Raw genomic sequence first — 26364 nt, 5'->3', positions numbered from 1 at the left:
CTTGGCGGACGCCGCAGAATCCGGCAGACAGGAGGCGGCGGCCCTCTGACGGAAGTCGTCGTGGAGAGTGATGCGATGAAGATCTTCGTGTTGGGCGGCGGCGTTATCGGGGTCACCACTGCCTATTATCTCGCTGAGGCCGGCCACGAGGTGACGGTGTTCGACCGCCAGAAAGGGCCGGCGCTGGAAACCAGCTTCGCCAATGCCGGCGAGATCTCGCCAGGGTATGCCTCGCCCTGGGCCGGCCCCGGCATTCCGCTGAAGGCAATCAAGTGGCTGTTGATGAAGCATGGCCCGCTGGTGGTGCGGCCGGCCTTCGATCCGTATATGTGGACATGGCTCATCAAGATGCTGCGCAACTGCACGGCGGATCGCTATGCCATCAACAAGGCGCGCATGGTGCCGCTCGCCGAATACAGCCGCGACACGCTGAAGGCGCTGCGCGAGGCGACCGGCATCGCTTATGATGAGCGGACCAAGGGCACGCTGCAGCTGTTTCGCACGCAAAAGCAGCTCGACGGCACCGGCGGCGATGTCGAAGTGCTGAAGAAATATGGCGTTCCCTACGAGTTGCTCGATCCCGAAGGCTGCATTGGGGCCGAGCCGGCGCTGGCCGGCGTGCGGGAAAAGTTTGTCGGTGGGCTGAGATTGCCCGGCGACGAAACTGGCGACTGCAAGATGTTCACCGATCGGCTGGCCGAACTCTGCGTGGCGCGCGGCGTCACGTTCGAGTACGGCACGCAGATCCGGCGCTTCTCCAAGAACCGCAATCGCATCGTCAGCGTCGGCACCGACCAGCGCTCGCGCGCGGCTGACGCTTATGTGCTGGCGCTGGGCAGCTATTCGGCGCGCTTCATGCGCCTGCTCAGGCGCCCGATCCCGGTCTATCCGGTCAAGGGCTATTCGATCACCGTTCCTATCAAGGACGCGGTCGCCGCCCCGGTGTCGACGGTAATGGACGAGACCTACAAGGTGGCGATCACCAGGCTCGGCGACCGCATCCGCGTCGGCGGCACGGCGGAGATTTCCGGCTTCGATCTCAGGCTGCACGAATCGCGCCGGCGCACCCTCGAACATTCGGTCGGCGATCTGTTCCCGGATGGCGGCGACCTCAAGGCGGCGTCCTTCTGGTGCGGACTGCGGCCGATGACGCCGGACGGGCCGCCGTTGGTCGGCCGCACCGAGTTCTCCAACCTCTATCTCAACACCGGGCACGGCACGCTTGGCTGGACCATGGCCTGCGGCTCGGCCAAGGTGCTGTCCGACATCATCTCCAGCAAGGTGCCTGATATCGATGTGCGGGAGCTGGGGCCGGAGCGGTATTTGAGGTAGGGGTGCTTTTTAAAGCTCGCGGGCCAGCACCCCCTCTGTCCTACCGGACAGAGGGGGTGTAAAGGATCGCTACAGAACGGCATTCCTTCAGCCTCGCCAGCCCCTCAAAACGCCTCCTTCACCCAACCCTTCGAGAACAGCCATCGGTAGGCCCACGGTATCGTCACCTTGGTCGATACCGGGTTCGAATGGGCGACATAGTCGTCATAGACCGGCTGCATCCTGGCGTAGAAGGCAGGGTCGAGCACCGTCATGCCGTTCTCCAGATCGTGGAAGAAACTGCGGTTGTTGAGATTGACCGACGAGATCGTCACCAGCCTTTCGTCGATCATCATGATCTTGGAGTGCAGCACGACATCGGGCGCCTTGAATTCGCGGATGTTGATGCGGTCGCCATATCTCTCGACGAACAGCTTGTTGAGCGCGGTCAGCAGCTTGCCGCCAATATCGCCCTTGAGGTCGATGCGGCCGACAATGTCGATCCTGACGCCGCGCGCCAGCGCCCGCTCGATGGCCAGGCTGAGCTTCGGCGTCAGATTAAGGTAGGGATTGACGATCTCGATATGGTGCCGGGCAGTGTCGATCAGCTCGACGAAATAGGTCTCTAGCGCATGGTTGTCCTCGTAGGGCACGGAAATGAAATGGCGCACCGTGCCCGGCGGGCGCCGGCTGTCGGAGCGCACCGGAATGGAGAAGGGTCTAGCGATGTTGGTGTCGGCGTCGCGCAGCCACAATGTCGAGAGATGCGCGGCCAGCGTCTCGACCGTGGCCGGGTCGGCAAACTCGATGTCGAAATCGCTCCAGTTCGAATAGTAGTTGAGCGAGAGGCCGTCGGTCTTGCCGTATTGCTCGAGGTTCGGATAGCGCGACAGGTCGATCGGCCTGTGGAACAGGAAGCCGTCATGAATGTTGCGGCCGCCGATGATGACGCGCGAGCGGGCGGGATCCTCGGCAAGTGTCGCCAGCATCTTGACGTGATGGGTCTTGTGCAGCTGTGACAGCTGCTCGTCGACCGGCGCGCCGTGGTCGGCCCGCCAACGATATTCCTGCAACTCGACATTGGGATAATCGGCCGCCAGCCGGTGCAGCAGCGCGTCGTCCTTGTCGCGCTCCAGCACGTCTGTGACCATGATGCGCACTTTGGTACCGAGGCCTGCGTGATGGCGGATCAGCCGCTCGATGACGCGGCCGGAAAAATCGGCCTTGAACTCCAGCGACGACAGATAGACCAGCTTGAGTTTCGGCGCGCGCGCGAAATCTAGCGGCAGTTCGGGGTCGGCCTTGTCGAAGGCGCTGTCGGGTAAAGGCGCGCCGAGCAGCGCTTCGACCTTGGCGTTGAAGCCGTCGCGCGACTTGCGCAACAGGCGCGGTGACCCGAGCGGCAGCGAACAGGTCTGCGACAGCCAGCGGCCGGCGTAGAAGACGCTGGCAAGCTTATCCATGCCGGATGGATCGGGCGCTGGACAACGCTCGTAGCGGCTGTCGAGCGCGGCTATCGCCGGATAGGCAACCTCTTCGCGCAGGATGGTGAGCGGGGCGCCTGCCGGTGCGAGGCTGGAACTGAGCTTGAGGCTGCAGCGGTTCAAACCATCGCTGGTTAACAGGCTGGCGGTTTGCCCGGCCGACAGGCGGAGCCGGAAGGCGGCGCCGCTCGTTACGCCACGCGAGCTACCGCCGGCGCGAATCGCCAGCGCACCGTCGCAGACGCCCGATATCTCAACCGGCTGCTTTCCCGCCTGGCGCATCACGATCTCGACCGAGCGCGCCTGCAGGCCGGAAAAGCTGAACGTCTTTGGCGCGGAGGGCCGCGCGGCGGCGTCGACATAGAGCGTCTGCCGCGACACCCGCCAGCGGCCGTCGAAATGGCCTTCGCCGGCTGTGCCGCTCACTGCCGGCATCTGTTCGGCGGTAACCGGCTTCGCCAGCCGTTCCAGCGTCCGGTAGGTGGCCTGGAAATCGCGGTTGGCGATGGCGTGGCGGTCATGTCCGAACGGACCGGTGCCGTTCGCCCTGTCGATGGCGCCGATCTGGTTGTGGGCGAGCAGCGCCAGAAACTGCCTTTCATAGTCGCTGGCACCGGCATCGCCGAAAAACGCTGCTGCTGCAGTCTGCGGTCCCGGCGTGTCGGCCGATAGCGACGGCCGGCCGCAATCCTTCGCATCGGGAAAGAAATCGCAGCTGTGCCGGATCGGGGCGGCGCAACCGGCAAGGGCCGCCAGCCCCAGCCCGGCCAAGGCCAGGCAGATGGCGCGGTTCATCCGGTCGCACCGTTCATCGTCTTCAGTTCAGCCGGATCGCGCGGCGGCAGGAAGCCTTGCGGAAACACCTTGCAGACGGGAAGCGCGAAAGTGGCGATCAAAAACTCGGCCTCGCCGCGCATCTTTTTCGGCGCTGTCTTGTCATCACGGATCGCCTTTGCCGAGCCGACGAGCGCGCCGTCGCAGTCGCAATGATTATGGCGCGCGATGTAGCAGGCGTCATGGATTTGGCAGGCGCTGTCGAGGCGATTGACAGGGCGAGCCGAGAGGTCGCCGGTGCGGGTGCCGGGACCGCAGTAATTGCCGAAGACGAAAGGCGACGGGCGGGCCATTGCGATGCGGACCGGCTTGGGCAATTCGGCTTCCGGAACTTCGGTCCATGGATTGGCGCAGGCGGAAAGCGCGACAAATGGCAAGATGGCGAGCACCGCTCGCATTTTGATCCGCACCAGCTTTGCAAAAAAGTGTCCCACCCGGCGCAGCCAATCCTTAATGATAGGCGACATCGCGCTTGTTGCCACACTGGCCGATTTTGTGGCGAGGGCAAGGCGGCGCGGCCATCAGACAAACAGCCCGCGCTCTCTCTCGACCGCCTTGGTGATGAAGTTGGCGACGATCTGCACGCGGCGCAGCGGCCGGACCGATTCATGATAGACCAGCCAGTAGGCGCGGCGGATAGGCGTCACGATGTCGAGCGGGATCAGCTCCGGCATCGAGCGGGCGACAAAGGTGTGCAAGATGCCGATGCCAGCGCCCGAGCGCACCGCTTCGGCCTGGCCCAGCGCTGAGGAGATGGCGAAGCTGGTGCGCCAGTCCGGGCTGAACTCCGCCGCATAGTCGAGCGACGGGCTGACGATCAGGTCTGGGACATAGCCGATCAGCGTATGCTGGCCGAGTTCGGCAGCGGTCTCGGGTAAGCCGTGCGCCTGCGCATAGTCGCGCGAGGCAAACAGGCCGAGGGTGTAGTCGACCAGCTTTCCCGCCACCAGCCTGCCTTCGCTCGGCCGCTCGACGGTGATGGCGATGTCGGCCTCGCGCCGCGACAGCGAGAAGGAACGCGGCACCGGCACCAGCTGGATGGTGAGTTCGCGGTGCAGCGCGGTCAGCGCGCCAAGACGCGTGGCGAGGAATGCAACGCCAAACCCGTCGGGCGCGCCGATGCGCACCGTGCCTGAGATATCGTCGCCTTCGCCCGACACGGCGGAGCGCGCGGCGATCATGTCGGCTTCCATGCGCTCGGCAATGTCGAGAAAGCGCTGGCCGGCCGGCGTCAGCTCGCTGCCGGTGGTAAGCCGGCGAAACAGTTTTGTCCGTAACGCATCCTCAAACGCTGCGATGCGGCGCGAGACGGTGGCGTGATTGAGTTCCAGCCGCTTGGCGGCGCCAAGGATCTGCCCGGCGCGGGCCACGGCGAGGAAGATGCGGACGTCATCCCAGTTCATGGGGGTGGTCCGGGCTAGCGGCGAACGCGGCGTTCCCGCCCACCCCCCTCTGGCCTGCCGGCCATCTCCCCCGCAAGGAGGGAGATTGGCAGCTCCGCCACCTGCGTCTCTTTTGGTGCGTTGAAGATTTGCGAAGGCGGCAGCCACATCTGATATCCCCCCTTGCGGGGGAGATGTCCGGCAGGACAGAGGGGGGTGTGACGGAGCGCAACCTTCGGGCCTTTCAGCAATCTGTAATTTGCGGCAATTAATGCACACTCGTCCTTCGTTGTCTATTTCCCGCACAACGGTTGCGTTTCCCCTCGCGTTGCCTTCGCGCCTGCAAAGGCGTTGAATGCTTCATCACAAACTCAGGGAGAGAAACCATGATCGAATACGGTCATTTCATTGGCGGCAAGCATGTCGCCGGGACCAGCGGGCGCAAGCAGGACGTCATGCAGCCGATGGACGGCTCGGTGCGCGGCACGGCGGCGCTGGCTTCGCCGGCTGAACTGCGTGCGGCTGTCCTGAATGCCAAGGAAGCACAGATCAAATGGGCTGCGACCAACCCGCAGCGGCGCGTGCGCGTGCTGATGAAGTTTCTTGAACTGGTTGCTCGCGACTATGACGAACTGGCCGATCTCCTGGCGCGCGAGCACGGCAAGACCATTGCCGACGCCAAGGGCGACATCCAGCGCGGCCTCGAAGTGGTCGAAGTCTGCATCGGTGCGCCGCACATGATGAAGGGCGAGTTCACCGACGGCGCCGGCCCCGGCATCGATGTCTATTCGATGCGCCAGCCCCTCGGCGTCGTTGCCGGCATCACCCCGTTCAATTTCCCGGCGATGATCCCGCTGTGGAAGATTGCCCCGGCGCTGGCCTGCGGCAACGCCTTTATCCTGAAGCCTTCCGAGCGCGACCCTGGCGTGCCGATGCGCATCGCCGAACTGTTCCTCGAGGCTGGCCTGCCGGCTGGCGTTCTCAACGTCGTCAATGGCGACAAGGATGTCGTCGACGCCATCCTCGACGATCCTGATATCAAGGCTATCGGCTTTGTCGGCTCGACGCCGATCGCGCATTACATCTATTCGCGCGGCACGGCCGCGGGAAAACGCGTGCAGTGCTTCGGCGGCGCCAAGAACCACATGATCATCATGCCCGATGCCGACATGGACCAGACCGTCGATGCGCTGATCGGCGCGGGCTACGGCTCGGCCGGCGAGCGCTGCATGGCGATCTCGGTTGCCGTTCCCGTCGGCAACGACACCGCCAACCGGCTGATGGAAAAGCTCATCCCGCGTGTCGAAAGCCTCAAAGTCGGCCCGTCGACGGATTCGTCCGCCGATTTCGGCCCGCTGGTCACGGCGCAGGCATTGGAACGCGTCAAGGGTTATGTCGACACCGGCGTCAAGGAAGGCGCCAAGCTGGTCGTCGATGGCCGCGGCTTCTCCATGCAGGGCTACGAGGATGGCTACTATATGGGCGGCTGCCTGTTCGACAATGTGACCGCCGACATGCGCATCTACAAGGAAGAGATCTTTGGTCCGGTGCTGTCGGTGGTGCGTGCGCCGACCTATGAGAGCGCCATCAAGCTCGCCAACGATCATGAGATGGGCAATGGCGTCGCCATCTTCACCCGTGACGGTGATGCTGCTCGTGATTTTGCTTCGCGCGTCCAGGTCGGCATGGTCGGCATCAACGTGCCGATCCCGGTTCCGATCGCTTACTACACGTTCGGCGGCTGGAAGGCGTCGTCCTTCGGCGACCTCAACCAGCACGGCCCGGACGCGTTCCGCTTCTACACCAAGACCAAGACGGTGACCTCGCGCTGGCCCTCAGGCGTCAAGGACGGTGCCGAGTTCGTCATCCCCACGATGAACTGACCGGACGATTTCGAAGATCGGCAAGAAGGCCCGGGGTTCAAAGCCCGGGCCTTTCTTTGTACGAAACCGACATTGGTCATCACGTTTAAGCGATGGAACCAAGAGCCTGTCATCTGCCTTAAATTGCATTCCTGCCGTGGTGCAGGCCATCATAATAGCGCCGGTAGCAGCCGGGGTTCTCGTCTGGCGCAAGGAGGTGTCAGATGACACGACGTCTTGTGGCGGCGATGTTCTTTGCGGTGTTCGCGATGTCCGGCATCGCCCAGGCCAAAGCCGATCAATGCGCGGCGCGGACCGACCTGGTCAAGGCGCTCGGCGAGAAGTTCCACGAAAGCCAAGCCGCACGTGGCCTGGTGAACCCAAATGTGGTGCTGGAGATATTCGTCTCCGACCAGGGCACCTGGACCATCCTGGCCACCGACACACACGGCCAAAGCTGCATCATCACGGCTGGCGAAGGCTGGGACGGGGCGGCTATGGCCGCAGTCTTGCCGGGCACCTGATAAAAGACCGGTCGGAAGTCTGGAGCAGAGACGGAGTTCAGCGTGTGGCGGCCACTTCGGCATGGCCGCGCAGCAGTGCCATCAGGCGTTTGGCGTCCTTGGCGGCAGCCTCTTCGTCACCAGCCAGGATCGAGCGGATTAGCGCGACGTGGTGCTCAGCCGATTCGGCCAGTCCTGTGTCGGCCTTGTAGCGGAACCAGAAGCGGCGGCTGTGGGTCTGCAGGGGCGCGGCCAGACGGGCCGCAAACGGGTTGTCGGCGGCCATCGCCAAGGCCTCGTCGAGCGCCTTGTCGGCCTGGATGAAGGCCAGCACATTGCCCGAGATGACGGCCTTCTGCATGGCAAGGGCTGCCTCATGAAACAGGTCGGCGGCCTCACGGGTGACGAAGCGGGCGGCCGAGCGCGCCAGCACCACCTCGACGCCGCGCCTGGCATCCAGCACGCGCAGCCAGTCGCCGGGATGAAGCGGGGCAATGGCGATGCCGGCGCGTGGCCTGACATCCAGCAGTCCTTCCCAGGCGAGGCGCTGGATCGCTTCGCGCACCGGCGTGCGTCCTAGCGCCAGCTTCTCGATGAGGGCGCCTTCGGTGACAAAGCTCGCCGGCGCCAGTTCCAACGTCACGATCATATGCTCGAGTACATGGTAGGCCTTGGCGGCGGCCGGCTCGGGGTATGCTGTCTCACTGGATATCAAAGGCGGGCTCCTGATATATCTTACATATATCATAACGAACTCCGCGTTGACAGCCGGTTTTCAAATAGATATACGGCTGATATATCAGATGGAGACGATCATGTGGACCGGAGTTTTCCCCGCCGTCACGACCAAGTTTACTGATGACGACCGCCTCGATCATGCCGAGATGGAGCGCTGCTTTGCTTTGCAGATGGAGGCAGGCTGCGACGGTATCATCGTCTGCGGTTCGCTCGGCGAAGGGCCGATGCTGTCGCATGACGAGAAGATCGAGGTGCTGAAGACTGCCCAGAAAGTTGCAGGCAACAAGCCGGTGCTGCTGACGGTCAACGAGGCGGGCACCCGCGAGGCGGCGAGCATCGCAAAGCGCGCGAGCCGGGAAGGCGCCAACGGGCTGATGGTGGTACCGAGCCCGATCTATCACACCAACCCGGAAGAGACGGTCGCCGCCTTGCGCGCCGTCGCTCAGGCCGGCGACCTGCCGGTGATGATCTACTCCAACCGCCTCGCCTACCGCGTCGACGTCACCGTCGACCAGATGGAGGAACTGGCCGCCGACAAGCGCTTCGTCGCCATCAAGGAGTCCTCCGACGACATCCGCCGCTCGACAGAGATCATCAACCGCTTCGGCGACCGCTACGATCTGTTCACCGGCGTCGACAATCTCGCCTTCGAGGCGCTGTCGGTGGGCGCCATCGGCTGGGTGGCGGGTCTGGTCGTCGCCTTCCCGCGCGAGACAGTCGCCATCTACCAGCTGATGAAGCAGGGCCGCCGCGAGGAGGCGCTTTCGATCTACCGCTGGTTCCGGCCGCTGCTGGATCTCGATGTCTCGACCTATCTGGTCCAAAACATCAAGCTTGCCGAAGTGCTCGCGATCGACACAAATGACCGCGTGCGCATGCCGCGCCAGCCGCTGTCGGGCGAGCGCCGCAAAGCGGTCGAGAAGATCGTCAAGGACGCGCTGGCGGTACGGCCCAAGCTGCCGCAGTTCTGAAGGCTTTCTTCTCCCCGTGCACGTGCACGGGGAGAAGATGGCTGCAGCCAGATGAGGGGCAGCGCCGACGTGCAAGGAAATTCCAGGGACACAGAGGAGGGCCGCCGCCCCTCATCCGCCCTTCGGGCCCCTTCTCCCCGTGAACGGGGAGAAGGGGTAGATATCGCCATTGTCGGTGGCGGCATTGTCGGCATCTGCGCGGCGGCCATGCTGGCCGAGGCCGGGCGCAGCGTCACGGTCTTCGACCGCACCGGCATCTGCGAGGAGACGAGCTCCGGCAATGCCGCCGCCTTCGCCTTCTCCGACGTGCTGCCGCTGGCGCATAAGGGCATGATGCGGCACTTGCCGAAATGGCTTGCCGATCCGCTCGGGCCACTCAGCATCCCGCCAGCCTATCTGCCGAAGCTGTCGCCTTGGCTGTTGCGCTTCTGGCGCGCTGGCGCACCAGAAAAATATGAGGCGAGCCTTGCTGCTCAGGCAGGCATGATGAAGCTCGCCGAGGCTGAATGGATGGGCCTGCTCGACCGTTCCGGCACGCGGCTGATGCTGCGCGAGGACGGCTCGCTGGAGCTTTATGAAAGCGAGGCCGAATTTCAGGCCGGGCTGCCGGGCTGGGCGGCGCGCGAGCGCTTCGGCATCGGCTTTCGCCATGTCGAAGGCGACGAACTGGCGCGGCTGCAGCCGGGACTGTCGCCGCGCTTCATCAAGGGCACCTTCGTGCCGGGCTGGAAGACCGTCGCCGATCCGAAACTGCTCGGCAAGGGGGTGTGGGCCTATGCCGAAGGGTTGGGCGCGCGTTTCGAAAAGGCGCGCATAGAGCGCGTCGCCGCCAATCCTGATGGCGCGACGCTGGCGCTGACCGACGGCACGACCAGGCAGGCAAGACATCTTGTCGTGGCCGCCGGGGCATGGTCGCATCGGCTGGCGAAGGCGCTTGGCGACACCATCCCGCTCGAAACCGAGCGCGGCTACAACACCACACTGCCGAAGACCGCTTTCGACGTGCAGCGGATGCTGATCTTTTCCGGCCATGGCTTCGTCATCACGCCACTCGAGACGGGCTTGCGCGTCGGCGGCGCCGTCGAGTTGGGCGGTCTCGACCGGCCGCCGAATTTTGCGCGCTCGAAGGCCATGCTGGAAAAAGCCAGACAGTTCCTTCCGGGGCTGGACGCGTCAGGTGGCCGCGAATGGATGGGCTATCGCCCGTCGCTGCCGGATTCGCTCCCGGCGATCGGCACGGCGCGAACCGCGCCCAACGTTGTCTACGCCTTCGGCCATGGCCATCTCGGCCTGACCCAGGCGGCGGCCACCGGCCGCTTGATCCGCGATCTTGTTCTCGGGCAGACTTCGCCGATCGATCTTGCCCCCTTCAGCCCGCAACGGTTTTGAGTTCGAGGAAATCATGGCCAGAAAATCCTTCTTTTGCATCGACGGCCATACCTGCGGCAATCCGGTGCGGCTGGTGGCCGGCGGCGGTCCCTTGCTCGAGGGGTCGACGATGATGGAGCGGCGGGCGCATTTCCTGGCGGAGTATGACTGGATCCGCACCGGGCTGATGTTCGAGCCGCGCGGCCACGATGTCATGTCGGGCTCGATCCTCTATCCGCCGACGCGCGAGGATTGCGACATAGCCATCCTGTTCATCGAGACGTCGGGCTGCCTGCCGATGTGCGGCCACGGCACGATCGGCACGGTGACGATGGCCATCGAACATGGGCTGATCAAGCCGAAGACACCCGGCGTGCTCCGGCTCGACACACCGGCCGGGCTGGTCATCGCCGAATACAAGCAAGTCGGCGACTATGTCGAGGAGGTGCGCATCACCAATGTACCGTCCTTCCTTTATGCCGAGGGACTAACGGTCGACTGCCCGCAGCTTGGCGAGATCACTGTCGATGTCGCCTATGGCGGCAATTTCTACGCCATCGTCGAGCCGCAGGCGAATTTTCGCGACATGGCTGATTATTCCGCCGGCGATTTCATCGCCTGGAGCCCTGTGGTGCGGCAGCGGCTCAACGAGAAGTACTCGTTCGTGCATCCGGAAAACCCCGGCATCAACCGGCTGTCCCACATGCTGTGGACCGGCGAGCCGACAGTGGCGGGCGCGGATGCGCGCAACGCCGTCTTCTATGGCGACAAGGCGATCGACCGCTCACCTTGCGGCACCGGCACCTCGGCGCGCATGGCGCAGCTCCATGCCAAGGGCAAGCTCAAGGCCGGCGACAGTTTTGTCCACGAATCGATCATCGGCTCGCTGTTCAAGGGCAAGGTCGAGAAGGACGTCACTGTTGCCGGCAAGCCGGCCATCATTCCCTCGATCGGCGGCTGGGCGCGGATGACCGGCCTGAACACCATCTTCATCGACGACCGCGATCCGTTCGCGCACGGTTTTGTGGTTAAGTGATACGGTAGGCTGCCGATCATCCACCGAGACCAGGACTTGGACCCAGGGCGGGACCTCTTGGCGAAACCAGTCAGCGAAAGGTTAGCGCGTTGTGCGAGGCATCGACCGCCATAGTCGGGAAGTAACCCATGTTGCAGCTGGTCAGTACGGAATGTGGCTAAAAACGAAGCCCGCCAACAACGCAAAGATTCGTCTCATCACCTAATTTTGACCGGGATTTCTTCGAAATGAGGTCGCTGGTCCGGCTGAATCGTCAAAGACATTGCGTTATGCCAATGATAGGGTCCGCGATAGTCCAGGGGTGGGGAGCAAAAAAACGGGCAATCGGAAGGCGTGCCGGCAAAACACGCTCAACGTTTGAAAAATCACGTTGCAATCCGGGCTCGACACTTTACGACTAGGGGAAATACGAAAAGGAATGCGTCTGCATGGGCGACATTCCAGGGGAGCCATGTACACATGCAGTACTTTGTCCAGCAGCTTATCAATGGGCTGACGCTGGGATCGATCTATGGGCTGATCGCAATCGGCTACACGATGGTCTACGGCATCATCGGCATGATCAACTTCGCCCACGGCGACATTTTCATGGTCGGGGCATTCGCCGCCCTCGTCGTCTTCCTCATCCTCGGCTCCTTGTTCTATTCAGTGCCGGTCGTCCTGGCGCTGCTGATCATGATGATCGTGGCGATGCTGCTCACCAGCCTCTACAACTGGACGATCGAGAAGGTGGCCTACCGGCCGCTGCGCGGTTCGTTCCGGCTGGCGCCGCTGATCACCGCCATCGGCATGTCGATCGCGCTGTCGAACTTCATCCAGGTGACGCAAGGCCCGCGCAACAAGCCGATCCCGCCGATGGTCAGCCAAGTCTACAACATCAACGGCATCAGCGTGTCGCTGAAGCAGATCATCATCGTCGTCGTCACCGCCCTGCTGCTGGCGCTGTTCTGGTACCTGGTCAACAGGACTTCCCTCGGCCGGGCGCAAAGGGCGTGCGAGCAGGACCGCAAGATGGCGGCGCTGCTCGGCGTCGATGTCGACCGTACGATCTCGATCACTTTCATCATGGGTGCAGCGCTTGCGGCCGTCGCGGGCACGTTATTCCTGATGTATTACGGCGTCATCGCCTTTTCCGACGGCTTTGTGCCGGGGGTCAAGGCCTTCACTGCGGCCGTTCTCGGCGGCATCGGGTCTCTGCCGGGCGCCGTGCTTGGCGGGCTTTTGATCGGCTTCATCGAGAGCATGTGGTCGGCGTATTTCTCGATCGACTACAAGGACGTCGCGGCGTTCTCGATCCTGGCGATCGTGCTGATCTTCCTGCCTTCCGGCATTTTGGGCCGGCCAGAAGTCGAAAAGGTCTGAGACAATGGCGGTTTCCGTATCCTCGGAGCGCGACACCGTCGCCTCCCCCGTGCAGCGTGCATTGCGCGAAGCGTTCTATGCCGGCGCCATCTCGCTAGGGTTGTTCATTCTCTTCATCGGCCTGAAGACCGACCAGAACATAAGCAACCAGCTGATCCTGGTGCAGCGCTGGTTGCTGCTCATCACCGTGGTCGTGCTGACCATGCTCGGCCGCTTCTTCTACATTGCCTATGGCCAGCCGTTCATGGCCAATCAGAAGATCACCAATGTCGCCACCGGCCTGTTGCCGGCGAGCGTCGCGTCGCGCTTCTTCCTGCTTCCGGCCTTCATCGTCGCCGTCGTGCTGGCGGTTGTCCTGGTTGCGTTCGGCAGCGCCCTGCCGGTGTTGGTGGGACCCGATCTGGCCGGCTACCTTCAGTTCCTGCGCGCATTGGCCGTCATTTACGCGCTCGCTTGCGTGATCTTCTATTTCCGCTCCTTCATCCACGCCAATTTCACCAAGCTCGGGATTGCGGCGCTGGTGCTATACCCGATCCTCGTCGTCGTGGTGCTGTCGATCTACGCGTGGTCGATAACCGGCGGCCTGCAGGGCTCGTTGAAGTGGGTCGACAATTTCGGCATCCAGATCCTGATCTATGTGATGCTGGCCTGGGGACTGAACATCGTCGTCGGCCTCGCCGGCCTGCTCGATCTCGGCTACGTCGCCTTTTACGCGGTCGGCGCCTATGCCTATGCGTTGCTCGGTTCGCAATACGGCCTGTCGTTCTGGATCCTGCTGCCCGCCGCCGGCGCCATGGCCGCCTTCTGGGGCGTTATGCTCGGCTTTCCGGTGCTCAGGCTTCGTGGCGATTACCTGGCGATCGTGACGCTGGCCTTCGGCGAGATCATCCGCCTGGTGCTGATCAACTGGCGTGAAGTCACCAACGGCTCGGCCGGCATCTCCGGCATCCCGAAGGTCACCTTCTTCGGCCTGATGACGTTTAATTCGACCGACCCGAACTATATCGGCAAGGTGCTGCACATCGCCCAGTCAAGCGCCTACTACAAGATCTTCCTCTACTATCTCATTCTCGGGCTGGCGCTGCTGACCGCCTTCGTCACCATCAGGCTCAGGCGCATGCCTGTCGGCCGCGCCTGGGAGGCGCTGCGCGAGGACGAGATTGCCTGCCGCTCGCTTGGCATCAACACCACCACCACCAAGCTCACCGCCTTTGCCACCGGCGCCATGTTCGGCGGTTTTGCCGGCGCCTTCTTCGCCGCACGGCAAGGCTTCGTCAGCCCTGAATCCTTCGTCTTCCTGGAATCGGCGATCATCCTGGCCATCGTGGTGCTCGGCGGCATGGGCTCGCTGGTCGGCATCGCGGTCGCCGCGCTGGTGATGATCGGCGGCACCGAGGCGCTGCGCGAACTCGATTTCCTGAAAAGTGTCTTCGGAAAAGATTTCACGCCGGAGCTTTACCGCATGCTTTTGTTCGGCATGGCGATGGTCATCGTCATGCTGTGGAAGCCGCGCGGCTTTGTCGGCAGCCGTGAACCGACGGCCTTCCTCAGTGAACGAAAAGCGGTCTCCTCCTCCTTCACCAAGGAAGGGCACGGCTGATGAGCGCGACCTCCATTCAGAAGACCAATCCGGGTATGAAAGACGCCATCCTCCAGGTCGAGCATCTTTCGATGAAGTTCGGCGGCCTGATCGCCATCGGCGACCTGTCGTTCCAGGCCAAGCGCGGCGAGATCACCGCGCTGATCGGACCCAATGGCGCCGGCAAGACCACCGTCTTCAATTGCATCACCGGCTTCTACAAGCCGTCGGAAGGCATGATTACGCTCAACCGGGCCGACGGCTCGAGCTTCCTGCTCGAACGGCTGCCCAATCATGAGATCCCGGCGCGCGCCAAGGTGGCGCGCACCTTCCAGAACATCCGCCTGTTCTCGGGCATGACGCTGCTGGAGAATCTGCTGGTTGCCCAGCACAACAAGCTGATGAAGGCATCCGGCTACACGATCTTGGGCCTATTCGGGATCGGCGGCTACCGCAGGGCCTCGGCTGAATCGGTGGAGCTTGCCAAGCACTGGCTGGAGAAGGCCGACCTTGTCGATCGCGCCGACGATCCGGCCGGCGACCTGCCCTATGGCGCGCAGCGGCGCCTCGAGATTGCGCGCGCCATGTGCACAGGGCCCGAACTTCTGTGCCTCGACGAGCCTGCGGCCGGTCTCAATCCGAAGGAATCGGCAGCGCTGAATTCGCTGCTGATGGACATCAAGAGCAGTACCTCGATCCTGCTGATCGAACATGACATGTCGGTGGTCATGCAGATTTCCGACCATGTCGTGGTGCTTGAATATGGCCGCAAGATTTCCGACGGCAGCCCGCAATCGGTGCGTACCGACCCGCGCGTCATCGCCGCCTATCTCGGCGTCGACGACGAGGAGGTCGAGACGGTGCTGACCGAGGTCGGCGATGAAGACGTCATCGAGCAGCTGGACATCGGGCCGGATTCGGCTCACGGACCAGGCACATCGTCTTCCTATCTCGCCGGCCCGGTAAGCGACACGATCGGCCACAGCCAGGGCGAGCGGGTCACAGTGTCGAAGGGAGCTTCAAAGGCCACCCAATACGATACAAGAGCCAACTCCGCGCCAAGAGCACCGTCCGAGCGTCTAACGGCCAAGTCCAAACCGGCGGCCACCAAATCCCCGACAGGCAAGCCGCGCGGAGGGCGTAAGTGATGGCCGAGACAACGCTGCTCGACATCAAGGGCGTCGAGACCTACTACGGCAACATCAAGGCGCTGAACGGCGTCGATGTCCACGTCAACCAAGGCGAGATCGTCGCGCTGATCGGCGCCAACGGCGCCGGCAAGTCAACGCTGATGATGACCATCTTCGGTGCGCCGCGCGCTCGTGCCGGCTCAATCACTTTCGCCGGCACCGACATCACCCAGATGCCGACGCACGAGATCGCTCGCATGCGCATTGCGCAGTCGCCGGAAGGCAGGCGCATTTTCCCGCGTATGACGGTGATGGAAAACCTGCAGATGGGCGCCGGTCTCGACAACCTCAAGCACTATGACGAGGATGCCGAGAAGGTGTTCGCGCTGTTCCCGCGCCTCAAGGAGCGCATTGCCCAGCGCGGCGGCACGCTGTCGGGCGGCGAGCAGCAGATGCTGTCGATCGGACGTGCGCTGATGGCGCGGCCGAAGCTGCTGCTGCTCGACGAGCCGTCGCTGGGTCTGGCGCCGCTGATCGTCAAGCAGATCTTCGATGCCATCCGCGAACTGAACCGCACGCAAGGGCTGACCGTGTTCCTGGTCGAGCAGAACGCCTTCGGCGCGCTCAAGCTCGCCACGCGCGGCTACGTCATGGTCAACGGCAACGTGACCATGAGCGGCACAGGCAAGGAATTGCTCGCCAATCCGGAAGTGCGCGCGGCCTATCTCGAAGGCGGCCATCACTGATTTTGGAGCGGAATGTATGCAAACGGTATTCCGCTCCAACTTGTTTGTTTGTCGCATGACCTTTGTCCGAAAAGTCTGCAACTTTTCGGGATCATGCTAGGGAGTCTTCATCATGCAAGGCATTCTTCACGAGGAACCTTCCATCTGGCAGTTCTTCTTCGTCACCTGTCTACTCGGCGGCTGGGCGGCATGGATGACCGGCAAGGCCAGCGCCCAGACATGGCGCAGCCTGCCGGCGCTGTTCGCCTATCTGCTGGGCCTCGGCATAGGCATCAGGTTCATCCATCATGCCCTGTTCGGCGGCACGATGTTTTCGCTGCAATACTATGTCGTGGACACAATCGTGCTCATGATATTGGGGTTTGTCGGCTATCAATACACGCGCACGAACCAGATGGTGACGCAGTATAATTGGCTTTACGAACGTGCTTCGATCTTAAGCTGGAAACCGAAAGGTTGACGTTCATCATTAACGCCGTTCCGGGGATGAATCGGCGTGACAAGGGCCTGAAAATCGGCAAAGTACGCTTTCTGCGATAAGGGTGGGCATCGCATGAAAGTTTCATCCACGCCCACCTCGTAAATGGGAGCGTTTAAATGAAGAAATCACTTTTGTCCGCCGTTGCCCTGACCGCGCTTGTCGCGTTCGGTGGCAATGCATGGGCTGACGTTATCGTCGGCGTCGCAGGTCCGATCACCGGTCCGAATGCGGCCTTCGGTGCGCAGCTGCAGAAGGGTGCGGAAGCGGCCGTTGCCGACATCAACGCAGCAGGCGGCATGAACGGCGAGCAGATCAAGCTCGAAGTCGGCGACGACGTCTCCGATCCGAAGCAGGGCATTTCAGTCGGCAACAAGTTCGTCGGCGACGGCGTGAAGTTCGTGATCGGCCACTTCAACTCGGGCGTCTCGATCCCGGTTTCGCAGGAAGTCTACGTCGACAACAACATCGTCGAAGTAACCCCGGCGGCGACCAACCCGAAATTCACCGAGCGCGGCCTGTGGAACGTGTTCCGCACCTGCGGACGCGATGACCAGCAGGGCGGCATCGCCGGCGGCTATATCGCGACCAACTTCAAGGACGCCAAAGTTGCCGTCATCCACGACAAGACCCCCTATGGTCAGGGCCTTGCCGACGAGACCAAGAAGGCGATGAACGCAGCCGGCCTGACCGAAGTCATGTACGAAGGCGTCAATGTCGGCGACAAGGACTTCTCGGCGCTGATTGCCAAGATGAAGGACGCCGGTGTTACCCTGATCTATTGGGGCGGCCTGCACACCGAAGCCGGCCTGATCATCCGCCAGTCGGCGGACCAGGGCCTCAAGGCTACCCTGATGTCAGGTGACGGCATCGTTACCGACGAGTTGGCTGCGATCGCCGGCGATGCGGTTATCGGTACGCTCAACACCTTCGGTCCGGATCCGCGTCTGATCCCCGAGAACAAGGCACTGGTCGAGAAGTTCCGCGCTCAGGGCTTCGAGCCGGAAGCGTACACTCTCTACTCCTACGCCGCCATGCAGGTGATCGCCGAGGCTGCTGCCGTGGCCAAGTCGAACGACCCCGTGGAAGTGGCCAAGGCGCTGCACGAGAAGGGCCCGTTCAAGACCGTTCTGGGCGATCTCGCCTATGACGCGAAGGGCGATCCGAAGCTCCCGGGCTACATCATGTACGAATGGAAGAAGGGTCCGGACGGCAAGATCTCCTGGTTCCCGAAGTCGTAATTCGGAACACAGCTCTATGGAATGCCCGGCGCTCGCGCCGGGCATTTTTCTTTGGTGCAGGGCGGCAGCGAGGGTGGCTGGACAAGCCGTTAGCCGGGTCGAATTTGTGCGGGCACGACAATTAGCGTCAGCTCGCGACGCCAATCGCACGCAGCTTTTCGAGCCGTTGTGCTAGAATCGCATTTAAATCGGTTTAATCTCTCCCCGATTTTGGTTGCACTGCAGCATTTTCGCGTTAATCATGCCTCTGCCTCATCCCTCCCTGTCCGGAGCCTCCTTCCTTGGCCATCACGAAGATCCTCGTCGCCAACAGGTCCGAAATTGCCATCCGCGTCTTTCGCGCGGCCAACGAGCTCGGCCTCAAAACCGTGGCGATCTGGGCCGAGGAGGACAAATATTCGCTTCATCGGTTCAAGGCCGATGAAAGCTACCAGGTCGGGCGCGGCCCGCATCTGGCCAGGGACATGGGGCCGATCGAAAGCTATCTGTCGATCGAGGAAGTGATCCGGGTCGCCAGACTGTCCGGCGCCGACGCCATCCATCCGGGCTATGGCCTCCTGTCGGAAAGCCCTGAATTCGCAGATGCCTGCGCCGAGGCCGGCATCACTTTCATAGGGCCGAAGCCCGACACGATGCGCCGGCTCGGCAACAAGGTCGCCGCGCGCAATCTGGCCATCGAGGTCGGCGTGCCGGTGGTGCCGGCAACCGAACCGCTGCCGGACGACATGGAAGCAGTCAAGCAGCTCGCCAAGACAGTCGGCTATCCGGTGATGCTCAAGGCATCATGGGGCGGCGGCGGGCGCGGCATGCGCGCCATCCGCGCGGAAGCCGACCTCGCCCGCGAGGTGATGGAAGGCAAGCGCGAGGCCAAGGCCGCCTTCGGCAAGGACGAGGTCTATCTCGAAAAGCTGATCGAGCGCGCTCGCCATGTCGAGGTCCAGGTGCTCGGCGACACGCATGGCAACGCTGTACATCTGTTCGAGCGCGACTGCTCGATCCAGCGCCGCAACCAGAAGGTCGTCGAACGGGCGCCGGCGCCCTATCTCAGCGAGGCATTGCGCCAGGAGCTTTGCGGCTATGCGCTCAAGATCGCGCGCGAGACCAGCTATATCGGCGCCGGTACGGTGGAATTCCTGCAGGACGCCGACACCGGCAAATTCTACTTCATCGAGGTCAATCCGCGCATCCAGGTCGAGCACACCGTCACCGAGCAGGTGACCGGCATCGACATCGTCAAGGCGCAGATCCACATACTGGACGGCTTTGCCATAGGCACGAAAGAGTCGGGCGTGCCGGCGCAGGCCGACATCAGGCTGAACGGTCACGCGCTGCAGTGCCGCATCACGACCGAGGATCCGGAGCATAGTTTCATTCCGGACTACGGCCGCATCACCGCTTATCGCGAAGCCGCCGGTTTCGGCATCCGCCTCGACGGCGGCACCGCCTATTCGGGCGCGGTCATCACCCGCTTCTACGATCCGCTGCTGGAGAAGGTGACTGCCTGGGCCCCGACACCGGCCGAGGCGATCGCCCGCATGAATCGGGCCCTGCGCGAGTTCCGCATCCGCGGCGTGGCCACCAACCTCACCTTCCTCGAGGCAATCATCAACCACCCGCGCTTCGCCGACAATTCCTACACGACCAGGTTCATCGACACGACGCCGGAGCTGTTCGCGCAGGTGAAGCGGCAGGACCGCGCCACCAAGCTGCTCAACTATCTGGCCGACGTCAGCGTCAACGGCCATCCCGAAACCCGCGGCCGACCGATGCCCAAGACCGATGCGGCAGCGCCTGTCGTGCCCTATCTCAACGGCAATGTGCCTGATGGCAGCAAGCAGAAGCTAGACGCGTTGGGGCCGGAGAAATTCGCTGCCTGGATGCGTGAGCAAAAAGAGGTGCTTGTCACCGACACGACGATGCGCGACGGTCACCAGTCGCTGCTCGCCACCCGCATGCGCACGCATGACATTGCCGGCATTGCCGGCACCTATGCGCGGGCGCTGCCGCGGCTGCTGTCGCTGGAATGCTGGGGCGGCGCCACTTTCGATGTCGCCATGCGCTTCCTCACCGAGGATCCGTGGGAGCGGCTGAGCAAAGTGCGCGAAGCGGCCCCCAACCTTTTGCTGCAGATGCTTCTGCGCGGCGCCAATGGCGTCGGCTACACCAACTATCCCGACAATGTCGTGCAACATTTCGTCAGCCAGGCAGCGGCCGGCGGCGTCGACCTGTTCCGCGTCTTCGACTGCCTGAACTGGGTCGAGAATATGCGCGTCGCCATGGACGCGGTGGGCGCCGAGGGCAAGCTGGTCGAAGCGGCGATCTGCTACACCGGCGACATCCTCGATCCGGCGCGCGCCAAATACGATCTCAAATACTATGTCGGGTTGGCGAAAGAATTGCAGGCAGCCGGCGCCCATATCATCGCCGTCAAGGACATGGCCGGGCTTTTGAAGCCTGCCGCCGCCCGCGTGCTGTTCAAGGCGCTGCGCGAAGCCACCGACCTGCCGATCCATTTCCATACCCACGACACGTCAGGCCTATCGGCGGCGACGGTGCTGGCGGGCGTGGAAAGTGGCGTCGACGCCATCGACGCGGCGATGGATTCCTTCTCCGGCAACACCTCGCAGCCTTGCCTGGGCTCGATCGTCGAGGCGCTGAAGGGAACCGAGCGCGATCCCGGCCTCGATCCGCAATGGATCCGCAACATCTCCTTCTACTGGGAAGCGGTGCGCAACCAGTATGCGGCCTTCGAAAGCGACCTCAAGGGGCCAGCCTCGGAAGTCTATCTGCACGAAATGCCGGGCGGCCAGTTCACCAACCTCAAGGAACAGGCGCGTTCGCTGGGGCTGGAAACGCGTTGGCACGAGGTGGCACAAGCCTATCACGACGTCAATTTGATGTTCGGTGACATCGTCAAGGTGACGCCGTCGTCCAAGGTGGTCGGCGACATGGCGCTGATGATGGTGAGCCAGGATCTGACCGTTGCCGACGTCGAAAACCCGGCCAAGGACATCGCCTTCCCGGACTCGGTCGTCTCGATGCTGCGCGGCGATCTCGGCCAGTCGCCCGGCGGCTGGCCTGAGAAGCTGCAGAAGAAGGCGCTGAAGGAAAACAAGCCGATCACCGTGCGGCCGGGCTCGCTGCTCAAACCGGCCGACCTCAAGGCCAGCCGCAAGGAGATCGAGGCGAAGCTGGAGCGCAAGCTTTCGGAGTACGAATTCGCGTCCTGGCTGATGTATCCGAAGGTGTTCACCGACTTCGCCGCCGCGCAGGAAACCTACGGGCCGGTCAGTGTGCTGCCGACGCCGACCTATTTCTACGGCATGAAGTCCGAAGACGAGATCTTCCTGGACATCGAAAAAGGCAAGACGCTTGTAGTGCGCTGCCTTGCGATCGGCGACGTCGATGAGAAGGGCATGGTCACCGTGTTCTTCGAGCTCAACGGCCAGCCGCGCCGTGTCCGGGTGCCTGACAGGGCGCATGGTGCCTCGGCGGCCAAGGCTCGGCGCAAGGCCGAGCCCGGCAACGAGGCGCATGTCGGCGCGCCGATGCCGGGCGTGGTCTCCGCCCTTTCGGTTGCCGCCGGCCAAGCGGTCAAGGCCGGCGACGTGCTGTTGTCGATCGAAGCCATGAAGATGGAGACGGCCCTGCATGCCGAGCGCGACGGCACCGTGGCCGAAGTGCTGGTCAAGGCCGGCGATCAGATCGATGCGAAGGATCTGTTGATCGCGTTTGGCTGACGCGCGGATCCATCACACTGGGGACGGCTGGCAGCAGCCGTTCACGAAGCGCCGATAATGGCTTGACCCGCCGCGCCTGCTCGGGCATCGAACCCGCTCCCAATTTACCGCGCCAGAATCGCGGTGCTTAAAAAGTAGCGGAGAAAAAACATGGCCGACGACATCACAGATACCAGCCAGACTGTTGCCGCCGGCCAGTTGCGCGCCTTCATCGAGCGCATCGAGCGGCTCGAGGAAGAAAAGAAGACCATCGCCGACGACATCAAGGAAGTGTTCGCCGAGGCCAAGGGCACCGGCTTCGACACCAAGGCGATGCGGTCGATCATCCGGCTGCGCAAGAAGGACCAGGCCGAGCGCCAGGAAGAGGAAACCATCCTCGATCTCTACAAGGCCGCGCTCGGCATGGTGTAAGGCTGTCTGGAAATTCTACTCCGGCTGATATCGCCGGAGCGAATTTCGAAACAGTCTCGGGCCAAGGAATGATGCTGGAACGGGCATCGAACCATGAGCGAATTCGACTTCGGCGCCCGCCGCGCCTCTGAATTCCGCCAACGCAGCTTCTGGGCGCTGTTCGCCGAACGGCATCCGGAGGAACGCGCTTCCATGGCGCGGCGCGGACCCTGGTTCTGGCAGCGCGGGCTGCCTGACTTCGCTCTGGTCCTGTCCATGTATGTCGCGCCGGCGCAAAGCCAAGTTGGCGTCTTTTTCGGCCGTAACGAGATGTTCGGCGCGACCGGGGTCTGGTCGCGGCTGAAGCCGTTCCAACCGGCAATCGAAGACAGGCTGAAGCTCAGGCCGGAGCAGAGCTGCGAGGCCCTCGGCATCAATTCGATGTGGCGGGTGAACTGCTATGCCGAGGACAACTGGCCGGCCATGGCCGACTGGCTGGTGACGGAATGCTCGCGCTTCGAGCGCGCCGTCACCGACGTGCTGAGAGAGGGATAGCTATCAGGTGTTGGTGCAAAGCATCGGATCCTTCTTCGGCTCGCGCTGGCAAGGCGCGGTTCCGGTCGAGCGGTTGTTCTGGCGCGATCTAGTCCTTGTCGGCACGGCGATCAACATCACCTCGTCGGTGGCCGCGCTCATTCTGCTCGGCTTGAAGCTGCCGCTCGCCGTCGTCCTGGCGGTGCATTTCGCGCCCGTGCCCTACAACATCTTTCTGACCTTTGCCGTCTGGCGAACCACGGAAAAATCCAGTGGCGCCAAGGCTTCGTTGATGACGCTCGGGGCTACGCTTTGGCTGATCCTGGTGGTGGTTGTCTGAGAAGATTGACACGAAAAAGGGCGGCCGAAGCCGCCCTTTGAAGATGGTGGTCAAGCCGCGGCTTAAGCCGCCGGCTCGAATTTCAGCGCCACGCCGTTGATGCAATAGCGCAGGCCGGTCGGCGGCGGGCCGTCCTCGAAGACATGGCCGAGATGGCTGCCGCAGCGGGCGCAGTGGCATTCGGTGCGGACCATGCCGTAGCTGCGGTCGACGGTGTTTTCGACCGAACCGGGCACCGGATCATTGAAGCTCGGCCAGCCGGTGCCGCTCTCGAACTTGAGCTTGGATTCGAACAGCGGCTGGTCGCAGCCGACGCAGGAAAAGGTGCCGGCGCGCTTTTCGTAGAGCAGCGCGCAGCTTCCGGGCCGTTCGGTGCCATGGCCGCGCATGACCGCATATTGCTCGGGCGTCAGGCGGGCGCGCCATTCGGCGTCGGTGCGGGTGATAGGGTAGGTGTGGGTGTCCATTTGATCTCCTCAGCCTTGGCGGCTTGTTGTTGGTTGCAAGCTATATTCGCTTAGAGATAGGCGTTTGTTACGTGTTTTGCTCGCATTTTCAGCCGAGCTCCTACCCAATCGCCTGAAGATAGCGGGCGATCGACGCATGAAATGCCGTTCTTGCGCCGCCGATGATGTTCTGCTGCCACCACGCGCCGTAGATGTCGTCGAATTCGAAAGGCTCAAGTGCCGCCGCGATGCGTCGCACGGCCGGCGCATTGAGCGGAATGTAGTTCGGATAGCTGTACATGAAGCTGACATGGCGACGCGTCGGCGTCACCTGCAATATGTCGCCGGACAGCAGGGCGTTACCGCCATCGCGTTTCCAATGCAGCACCTGGCCGCCGGCAAAATGGCCACCGCAACGCACGAGTGTCAGCGACGGGTTTATGGCCAGCGTCTCGCCCGCCCAGCTGACGATGGCGTTGTGCGGCCGCATGATCCACTGGCGGTCGTCGGCATGGAGATAGATCGGCACGCCGCCAAACGCCTCGCACCACTCGACCATCACCGAATAATAGTGGCAGTGCGAAATGGCGATCGCGGCCAGGCCGCCGCGACGGTTGATTTCGGCTACCGCCTCGTCGCTCACCATCGAGATGCAATCCCACAGCACATTGCCGTGCGGCGTCTGCGCCAGCAGCGCCCGCTGGCCGATAGCAAAGCGCGGCTCGATGCCGAAAGCGAGAACGCCGGCATCGTCCTTCATCACAAGCCTATGCCCGGCAGAGAGTTCTTCCCCAGTGGTCCAGGCCTGGCCTTCCCAGCGCACATATTGCCGCTCGTCCTCGCAGATCGGGCAATTTTCTGGAGGGGTCTGCGTTGCCGCGAACTGGACGCCGCATTGCGGGCAAAGAAAGCAGGTCATCGGTTTTCCTCTCATATCAATGCTTGCGTGAGAGCTGCTTCGTCGCGGCTTCCAACCCGGCCAGCGTCAGTGGGAACATGCGGCCGCCGAAGAGATCGCGGATCATCGCGATCGAATGGGTGAAGCCCCAGTTTTTCTGGTTTTCGGGGTTCAGCCAGACCGCATTCGGCCATTGCTGGATGAGGCGGCCAAGCCAGACACTGCCGGCTTCCGGGTTCCAATGCTCGACCGAACCGCCGGGATGCGCGATCTCGTAAGGGCTCATCGAGGCATCGCCGACGACGATCACCTTGTAGTCGGGGCCGTATTTGTGAAGCAGATCGAAGGTCGGGATGGCCTCGGCATGCCTGCGCCGGTTGTCCTTCCAGACGCCCTCGTAAAGGCAGTTGTGGAAGTAAAAATATTCGAGCCGGCGGAATTCGGCGCGGGCGGCCGAAAACAGCTCCTCGACGCTTTTGATGTGGTCGTCCATCGAGCCGCCGACATCGAAGAACATCAAGAGCTTCACGGCGTTGCGCCGTTCGGGGCGCGTCTGCACATCGAGATAGCCGTGCTCGGCGGTGGCATGGATGGTGCCGGGCAGGTCGAACTCTTCCTCCGCACCCTCGCGCACCCAGCGACGCAGGCGCTTCAGCGCCACCTTGATGTTGCGGGTGCCGAGCTCGACGGCGTCGTCGAAATTTTTGAACTCGCGCTTGTCCCAGACTTTCACCGCACGGCGATTGCGGCTTTCATGCTGGCCGATGCGCACGCCTTCGGGATTGTAGCCATAGGCGCCGAAAGGCGAAGTGCCGCCGGTGCCGATCCATTTCGAGCCGCCCTGGTGGCGGCCTTTCTGTTCCTCCAGCCGCTCCTTCAGTGTCTCCATCAGCTTGTCGAAACCGCCGAGCGCCTCGATCAGTTTCTTCTCTTCCTCGGTCAGGTGCTTTTCGGCGAGCCGGCGCAGCCATTCCTCAGGGATGTTGGCGACACCGACGGCATCGGGGCCGGTGAGCGCCTCGATCCCCTTGAAGACATGCGCAAACACCTGGTCGAAGCGGTCGATATGGCGTTCGTCCTTCACAAGCGCGGCGCGGGCGAGGTAGTAAAAACCCTCGACGTCATAGTCGACCAGCCCGGCCTCCAGCCCTTCCAGCAGCGACAGATATTCCCTGAGCGAAACGGGAACGCGCGCGGCCTTTAGTTCGAGAAAGAAGGGGAGGAACATGGTTGGCCGTTATCTATGCCGAACGGTCACGGCTGAGTCGCCACGGGCACTGTCGATTTCGCCGGATTGCAGAAGATTTGCCACAGTACGTGGGTTGGGCATGGGCAAGTGCTTTGCGATGCGGGCTTCCGCCCATTCGCGCATAGCCGAGGCGGCATCGGCTATCGCTTCCGCCGGGTTTGCGCCGGCCCCGTGGCAGCCGGCGAGATCGGGCATCCGCACTCCCCAAACGCCGTCACTGCCATCCAGGATTCCGACATAGCGGATCATTCGGCTCCTTCCGCGTTATATCGATCGCGCTCGCATCATAGCAGATCATACTCGATAAAACCTGTCCGCCGCGCGACATGGTCGTAGAGCTTGCGCGCTGTGGCGTTGGTTTCGTGGGTCATCCAATAGACGTTCTTGACGCCGATCTTGTCGGCTTCCTGCTTGACCGCTTCAATGAGGGCCGCACCGATGCCCTTGCCGCGCACATCAGGGTCGGCGAACAGGTCCTGCAGGTAGCAGTTGTTTTTCTCCGACCAGCCGGAGCGGTGATAGAGATAATGGGTCAGGCCGACCGCCTTGCCGTCGAGCGTGGCGATAAACCCCTTCGGTTCGAATTCACCTTCCGTGAACAGTCGTTTCCAGGTGATGTCGTAGACCTCGTCCGGCAGCTTGGTCTCGTAGAAGGTGAGGTAGGCAGTCCACAGCCGCCGCCAGTCGGCATGGTCGGCCAGCGCCAGCGGGCGGACGGTGATCTCGGTCATTTCGGTTCCTC

General features: G+C 62.8%; 24 protein-coding genes and 1 pseudogene. 16 read left to right on the top strand and 9 right to left on the bottom strand.

The features are described 5' to 3' along the window. The first annotated feature begins 75 nt into the window (after positions 1-75). Entirely contained in the window at positions 76-1332 is a 1257-nt protein-coding gene (locus NKJ78_RS15465) for a D-amino acid dehydrogenase (RefSeq protein ID WP_023668705.1), read from the top strand. Positions 1333-1436: 104 nt separating this feature from the next. On the opposite strand, the gene NKJ78_RS15460 is transcribed toward NKJ78_RS15465, so the two are convergent. From NKJ78_RS15460 to NKJ78_RS15450, 3 genes are all read right to left on the bottom strand, one after another. After that, positions 1437-3590, bottom strand: coding sequence for a phospholipase D-like domain-containing protein (locus NKJ78_RS15460; RefSeq protein WP_352459902.1), 2154 nt, complete (start codon positions 3588-3590; stop codon positions 1437-1439). Next, positions 3587-4027, bottom strand: a complete 441-nt coding sequence (locus NKJ78_RS15455; protein WP_352459950.1) for a phospholipase A2 family protein — start codon at positions 4025-4027, stop codon at positions 3587-3589. The genes NKJ78_RS15460 and NKJ78_RS15455 overlap by 4 nt, the downstream gene beginning before the upstream one ends. Before the next feature lie 123 nt (positions 4028-4150). Further along, entirely contained in the window at positions 4151-5032 is an 882-nt protein-coding gene (locus tag NKJ78_RS15450; protein WP_352459901.1) for a LysR family transcriptional regulator, read from the bottom strand. A 365-nt stretch (positions 5033-5397) separates the two neighbouring features. Here NKJ78_RS15450 and NKJ78_RS15445 point away from each other — a divergent pair, with 365 nt between their 5' ends. Continuing rightward, positions 5398-6894, top strand: a complete 1497-nt coding sequence (locus NKJ78_RS15445) for a CoA-acylating methylmalonate-semialdehyde dehydrogenase (protein ID WP_352459900.1) — start codon at positions 5398-5400, stop codon at positions 6892-6894. Positions 6895-7097: 203 nt separating this feature from the next. After that, positions 7098-7397: a hypothetical protein gene (locus NKJ78_RS15440; protein ID WP_352459899.1), complete on the top strand. Its 300-nt coding sequence runs from the start codon at positions 7098-7100 to the stop codon at positions 7395-7397. 37 nt (positions 7398-7434) lie between these two features. On the opposite strand, the gene NKJ78_RS15435 is transcribed toward NKJ78_RS15440, so the two are convergent. Further along, complete coding sequence (locus NKJ78_RS15435) at positions 7435-8124, bottom strand: GntR family transcriptional regulator (protein ID WP_050588433.1); 690 nt, start codon at positions 8122-8124, stop codon at positions 7435-7437. 67 nt (positions 8125-8191) lie between these two features. On the opposite strand from NKJ78_RS15435, the gene NKJ78_RS15430 reads away from it, so the two are divergent. The 13 genes and pseudogenes from NKJ78_RS15430 to NKJ78_RS15370 all read left to right on the top strand — a co-directional run bounded on the left by NKJ78_RS15430 (position 8192) and on the right by NKJ78_RS15370 (position 23029). Further along, a complete protein-coding gene (locus tag NKJ78_RS15430) occupies positions 8192-9085 on the top strand; it encodes a dihydrodipicolinate synthase family protein (RefSeq protein ID WP_023700249.1) in 894 nt (297 codons plus the stop codon). 51 nt (positions 9086-9136) lie between these two features. Next, on the top strand, positions 9137-10474 hold the full coding sequence (locus NKJ78_RS15425) for an NAD(P)/FAD-dependent oxidoreductase (protein ID WP_352459898.1): 1338 nt from the start codon (positions 9137-9139) through the stop codon (positions 10472-10474). 13 nt (positions 10475-10487) lie between these two features. Further along, positions 10488-11489, top strand: coding sequence for a 4-hydroxyproline epimerase (locus tag NKJ78_RS15420; RefSeq protein ID WP_352459897.1), 1002 nt, complete (start codon positions 10488-10490; stop codon positions 11487-11489). Positions 11490-11948: 459 nt separating this feature from the next. Beyond that, positions 11949-12851 carry a branched-chain amino acid ABC transporter permease gene (locus NKJ78_RS15415; protein WP_023668715.1) on the top strand — a complete coding sequence of 301 codons (903 nt, stop codon included), beginning with the start codon at positions 11949-11951 and terminating at the stop codon, positions 12849-12851. 4 nt (positions 12852-12855) lie between these two features. Further along, positions 12856-14451: a high-affinity branched-chain amino acid ABC transporter permease LivM gene (gene livM, locus NKJ78_RS15410; RefSeq protein ID WP_023668716.1), complete on the top strand. Its 1596-nt coding sequence runs from the start codon at positions 12856-12858 to the stop codon at positions 14449-14451. Next, positions 14451-15557: pseudogene (locus tag NKJ78_RS15405) on the top strand (ABC transporter ATP-binding protein); the annotation flags it as partial. The gene livM and the pseudogene NKJ78_RS15405, both read left to right, overlap by 1 nt. Before the next feature lie 20 nt (positions 15558-15577). Further along, the gene (locus NKJ78_RS15400) at positions 15578-16306 is read left to right on the top strand and encodes an ABC transporter ATP-binding protein (RefSeq protein ID WP_023668718.1); all 729 of its coding nucleotides are present in this window, start codon (positions 15578-15580) and stop codon (positions 16304-16306) included. Positions 16307-16418: 112 nt separating this feature from the next. Beyond that, the gene (locus tag NKJ78_RS15395; RefSeq protein ID WP_023668719.1) at positions 16419-16766 is read left to right on the top strand and encodes a DUF6867 family protein; all 348 of its coding nucleotides are present in this window, start codon (positions 16419-16421) and stop codon (positions 16764-16766) included. A 137-nt stretch (positions 16767-16903) separates the two neighbouring features. After that, positions 16904-18025 carry a branched-chain amino acid ABC transporter substrate-binding protein gene (locus NKJ78_RS15390; protein WP_023668720.1) on the top strand — a complete coding sequence of 374 codons (1122 nt, stop codon included), beginning with the start codon at positions 16904-16906 and terminating at the stop codon, positions 18023-18025. A gap of 281 nt (positions 18026-18306) precedes the next feature. Next, positions 18307-21765, top strand: a complete 3459-nt coding sequence (gene pyc, locus NKJ78_RS15385; RefSeq protein ID WP_023737891.1) for a pyruvate carboxylase — start codon at positions 18307-18309, stop codon at positions 21763-21765. A 150-nt stretch (positions 21766-21915) separates the two neighbouring features. Continuing rightward, entirely contained in the window at positions 21916-22176 is a 261-nt protein-coding gene (locus NKJ78_RS15380) for a DUF2312 domain-containing protein (protein WP_023668722.1), read from the top strand. Between the two features lie 93 nt (positions 22177-22269). Further along, positions 22270-22710: a hypothetical protein gene (locus tag NKJ78_RS15375; RefSeq protein ID WP_023737890.1), complete on the top strand. Its 441-nt coding sequence runs from the start codon at positions 22270-22272 to the stop codon at positions 22708-22710. A gap of 7 nt (positions 22711-22717) precedes the next feature. Next, entirely contained in the window at positions 22718-23029 is a 312-nt protein-coding gene (locus NKJ78_RS15370; RefSeq protein ID WP_031196451.1) for a hypothetical protein, read from the top strand. Positions 23030-23091: 62 nt separating this feature from the next. Here the strand turns inward: NKJ78_RS15370 and msrB are convergent, their stop codons facing one another. The 5 genes from msrB to NKJ78_RS15345 all read right to left on the bottom strand — a co-directional run bounded on the left by msrB (position 23092) and on the right by NKJ78_RS15345 (position 26353). Then, positions 23092-23496, bottom strand: a complete 405-nt coding sequence (gene msrB / locus NKJ78_RS15365) for a peptide-methionine (R)-S-oxide reductase MsrB (RefSeq protein ID WP_023698422.1) — start codon at positions 23494-23496, stop codon at positions 23092-23094. A 100-nt stretch (positions 23497-23596) separates the two neighbouring features. Then, the gene (locus NKJ78_RS15360; protein ID WP_023737889.1) at positions 23597-24394 is read right to left on the bottom strand and encodes an MBL fold metallo-hydrolase; all 798 of its coding nucleotides are present in this window, start codon (positions 24392-24394) and stop codon (positions 23597-23599) included. A gap of 16 nt (positions 24395-24410) precedes the next feature. Further along, on the bottom strand, positions 24411-25601 hold the full coding sequence (locus NKJ78_RS15355) for a vWA domain-containing protein (protein ID WP_352459895.1): 1191 nt from the start codon (positions 25599-25601) through the stop codon (positions 24411-24413). Positions 25602-25610: 9 nt separating this feature from the next. Then, positions 25611-25871 (bottom strand): type II toxin-antitoxin system HicB family antitoxin, encoded by a 261-nt coding sequence (locus NKJ78_RS15350; protein ID WP_050485875.1) that lies wholly within the window; start codon positions 25869-25871, stop codon positions 25611-25613. 35 nt (positions 25872-25906) lie between these two features. Continuing rightward, complete coding sequence (locus tag NKJ78_RS15345; protein WP_023684144.1) at positions 25907-26353, bottom strand: GNAT family N-acetyltransferase; 447 nt, start codon at positions 26351-26353, stop codon at positions 25907-25909. Positions 26354-26364: the final 11 nt, after the last annotated feature.

It is taken from the genome of Mesorhizobium sp. M0037, assembly GCF_040323635.1.
Lineage (GTDB): Bacteria > Pseudomonadota > Alphaproteobacteria > Rhizobiales > Rhizobiaceae > Mesorhizobium.
The sequence above is the reverse complement of the archived record's forward strand: the minus strand, read 5'-3'. Positions and strand labels throughout refer to the sequence as shown.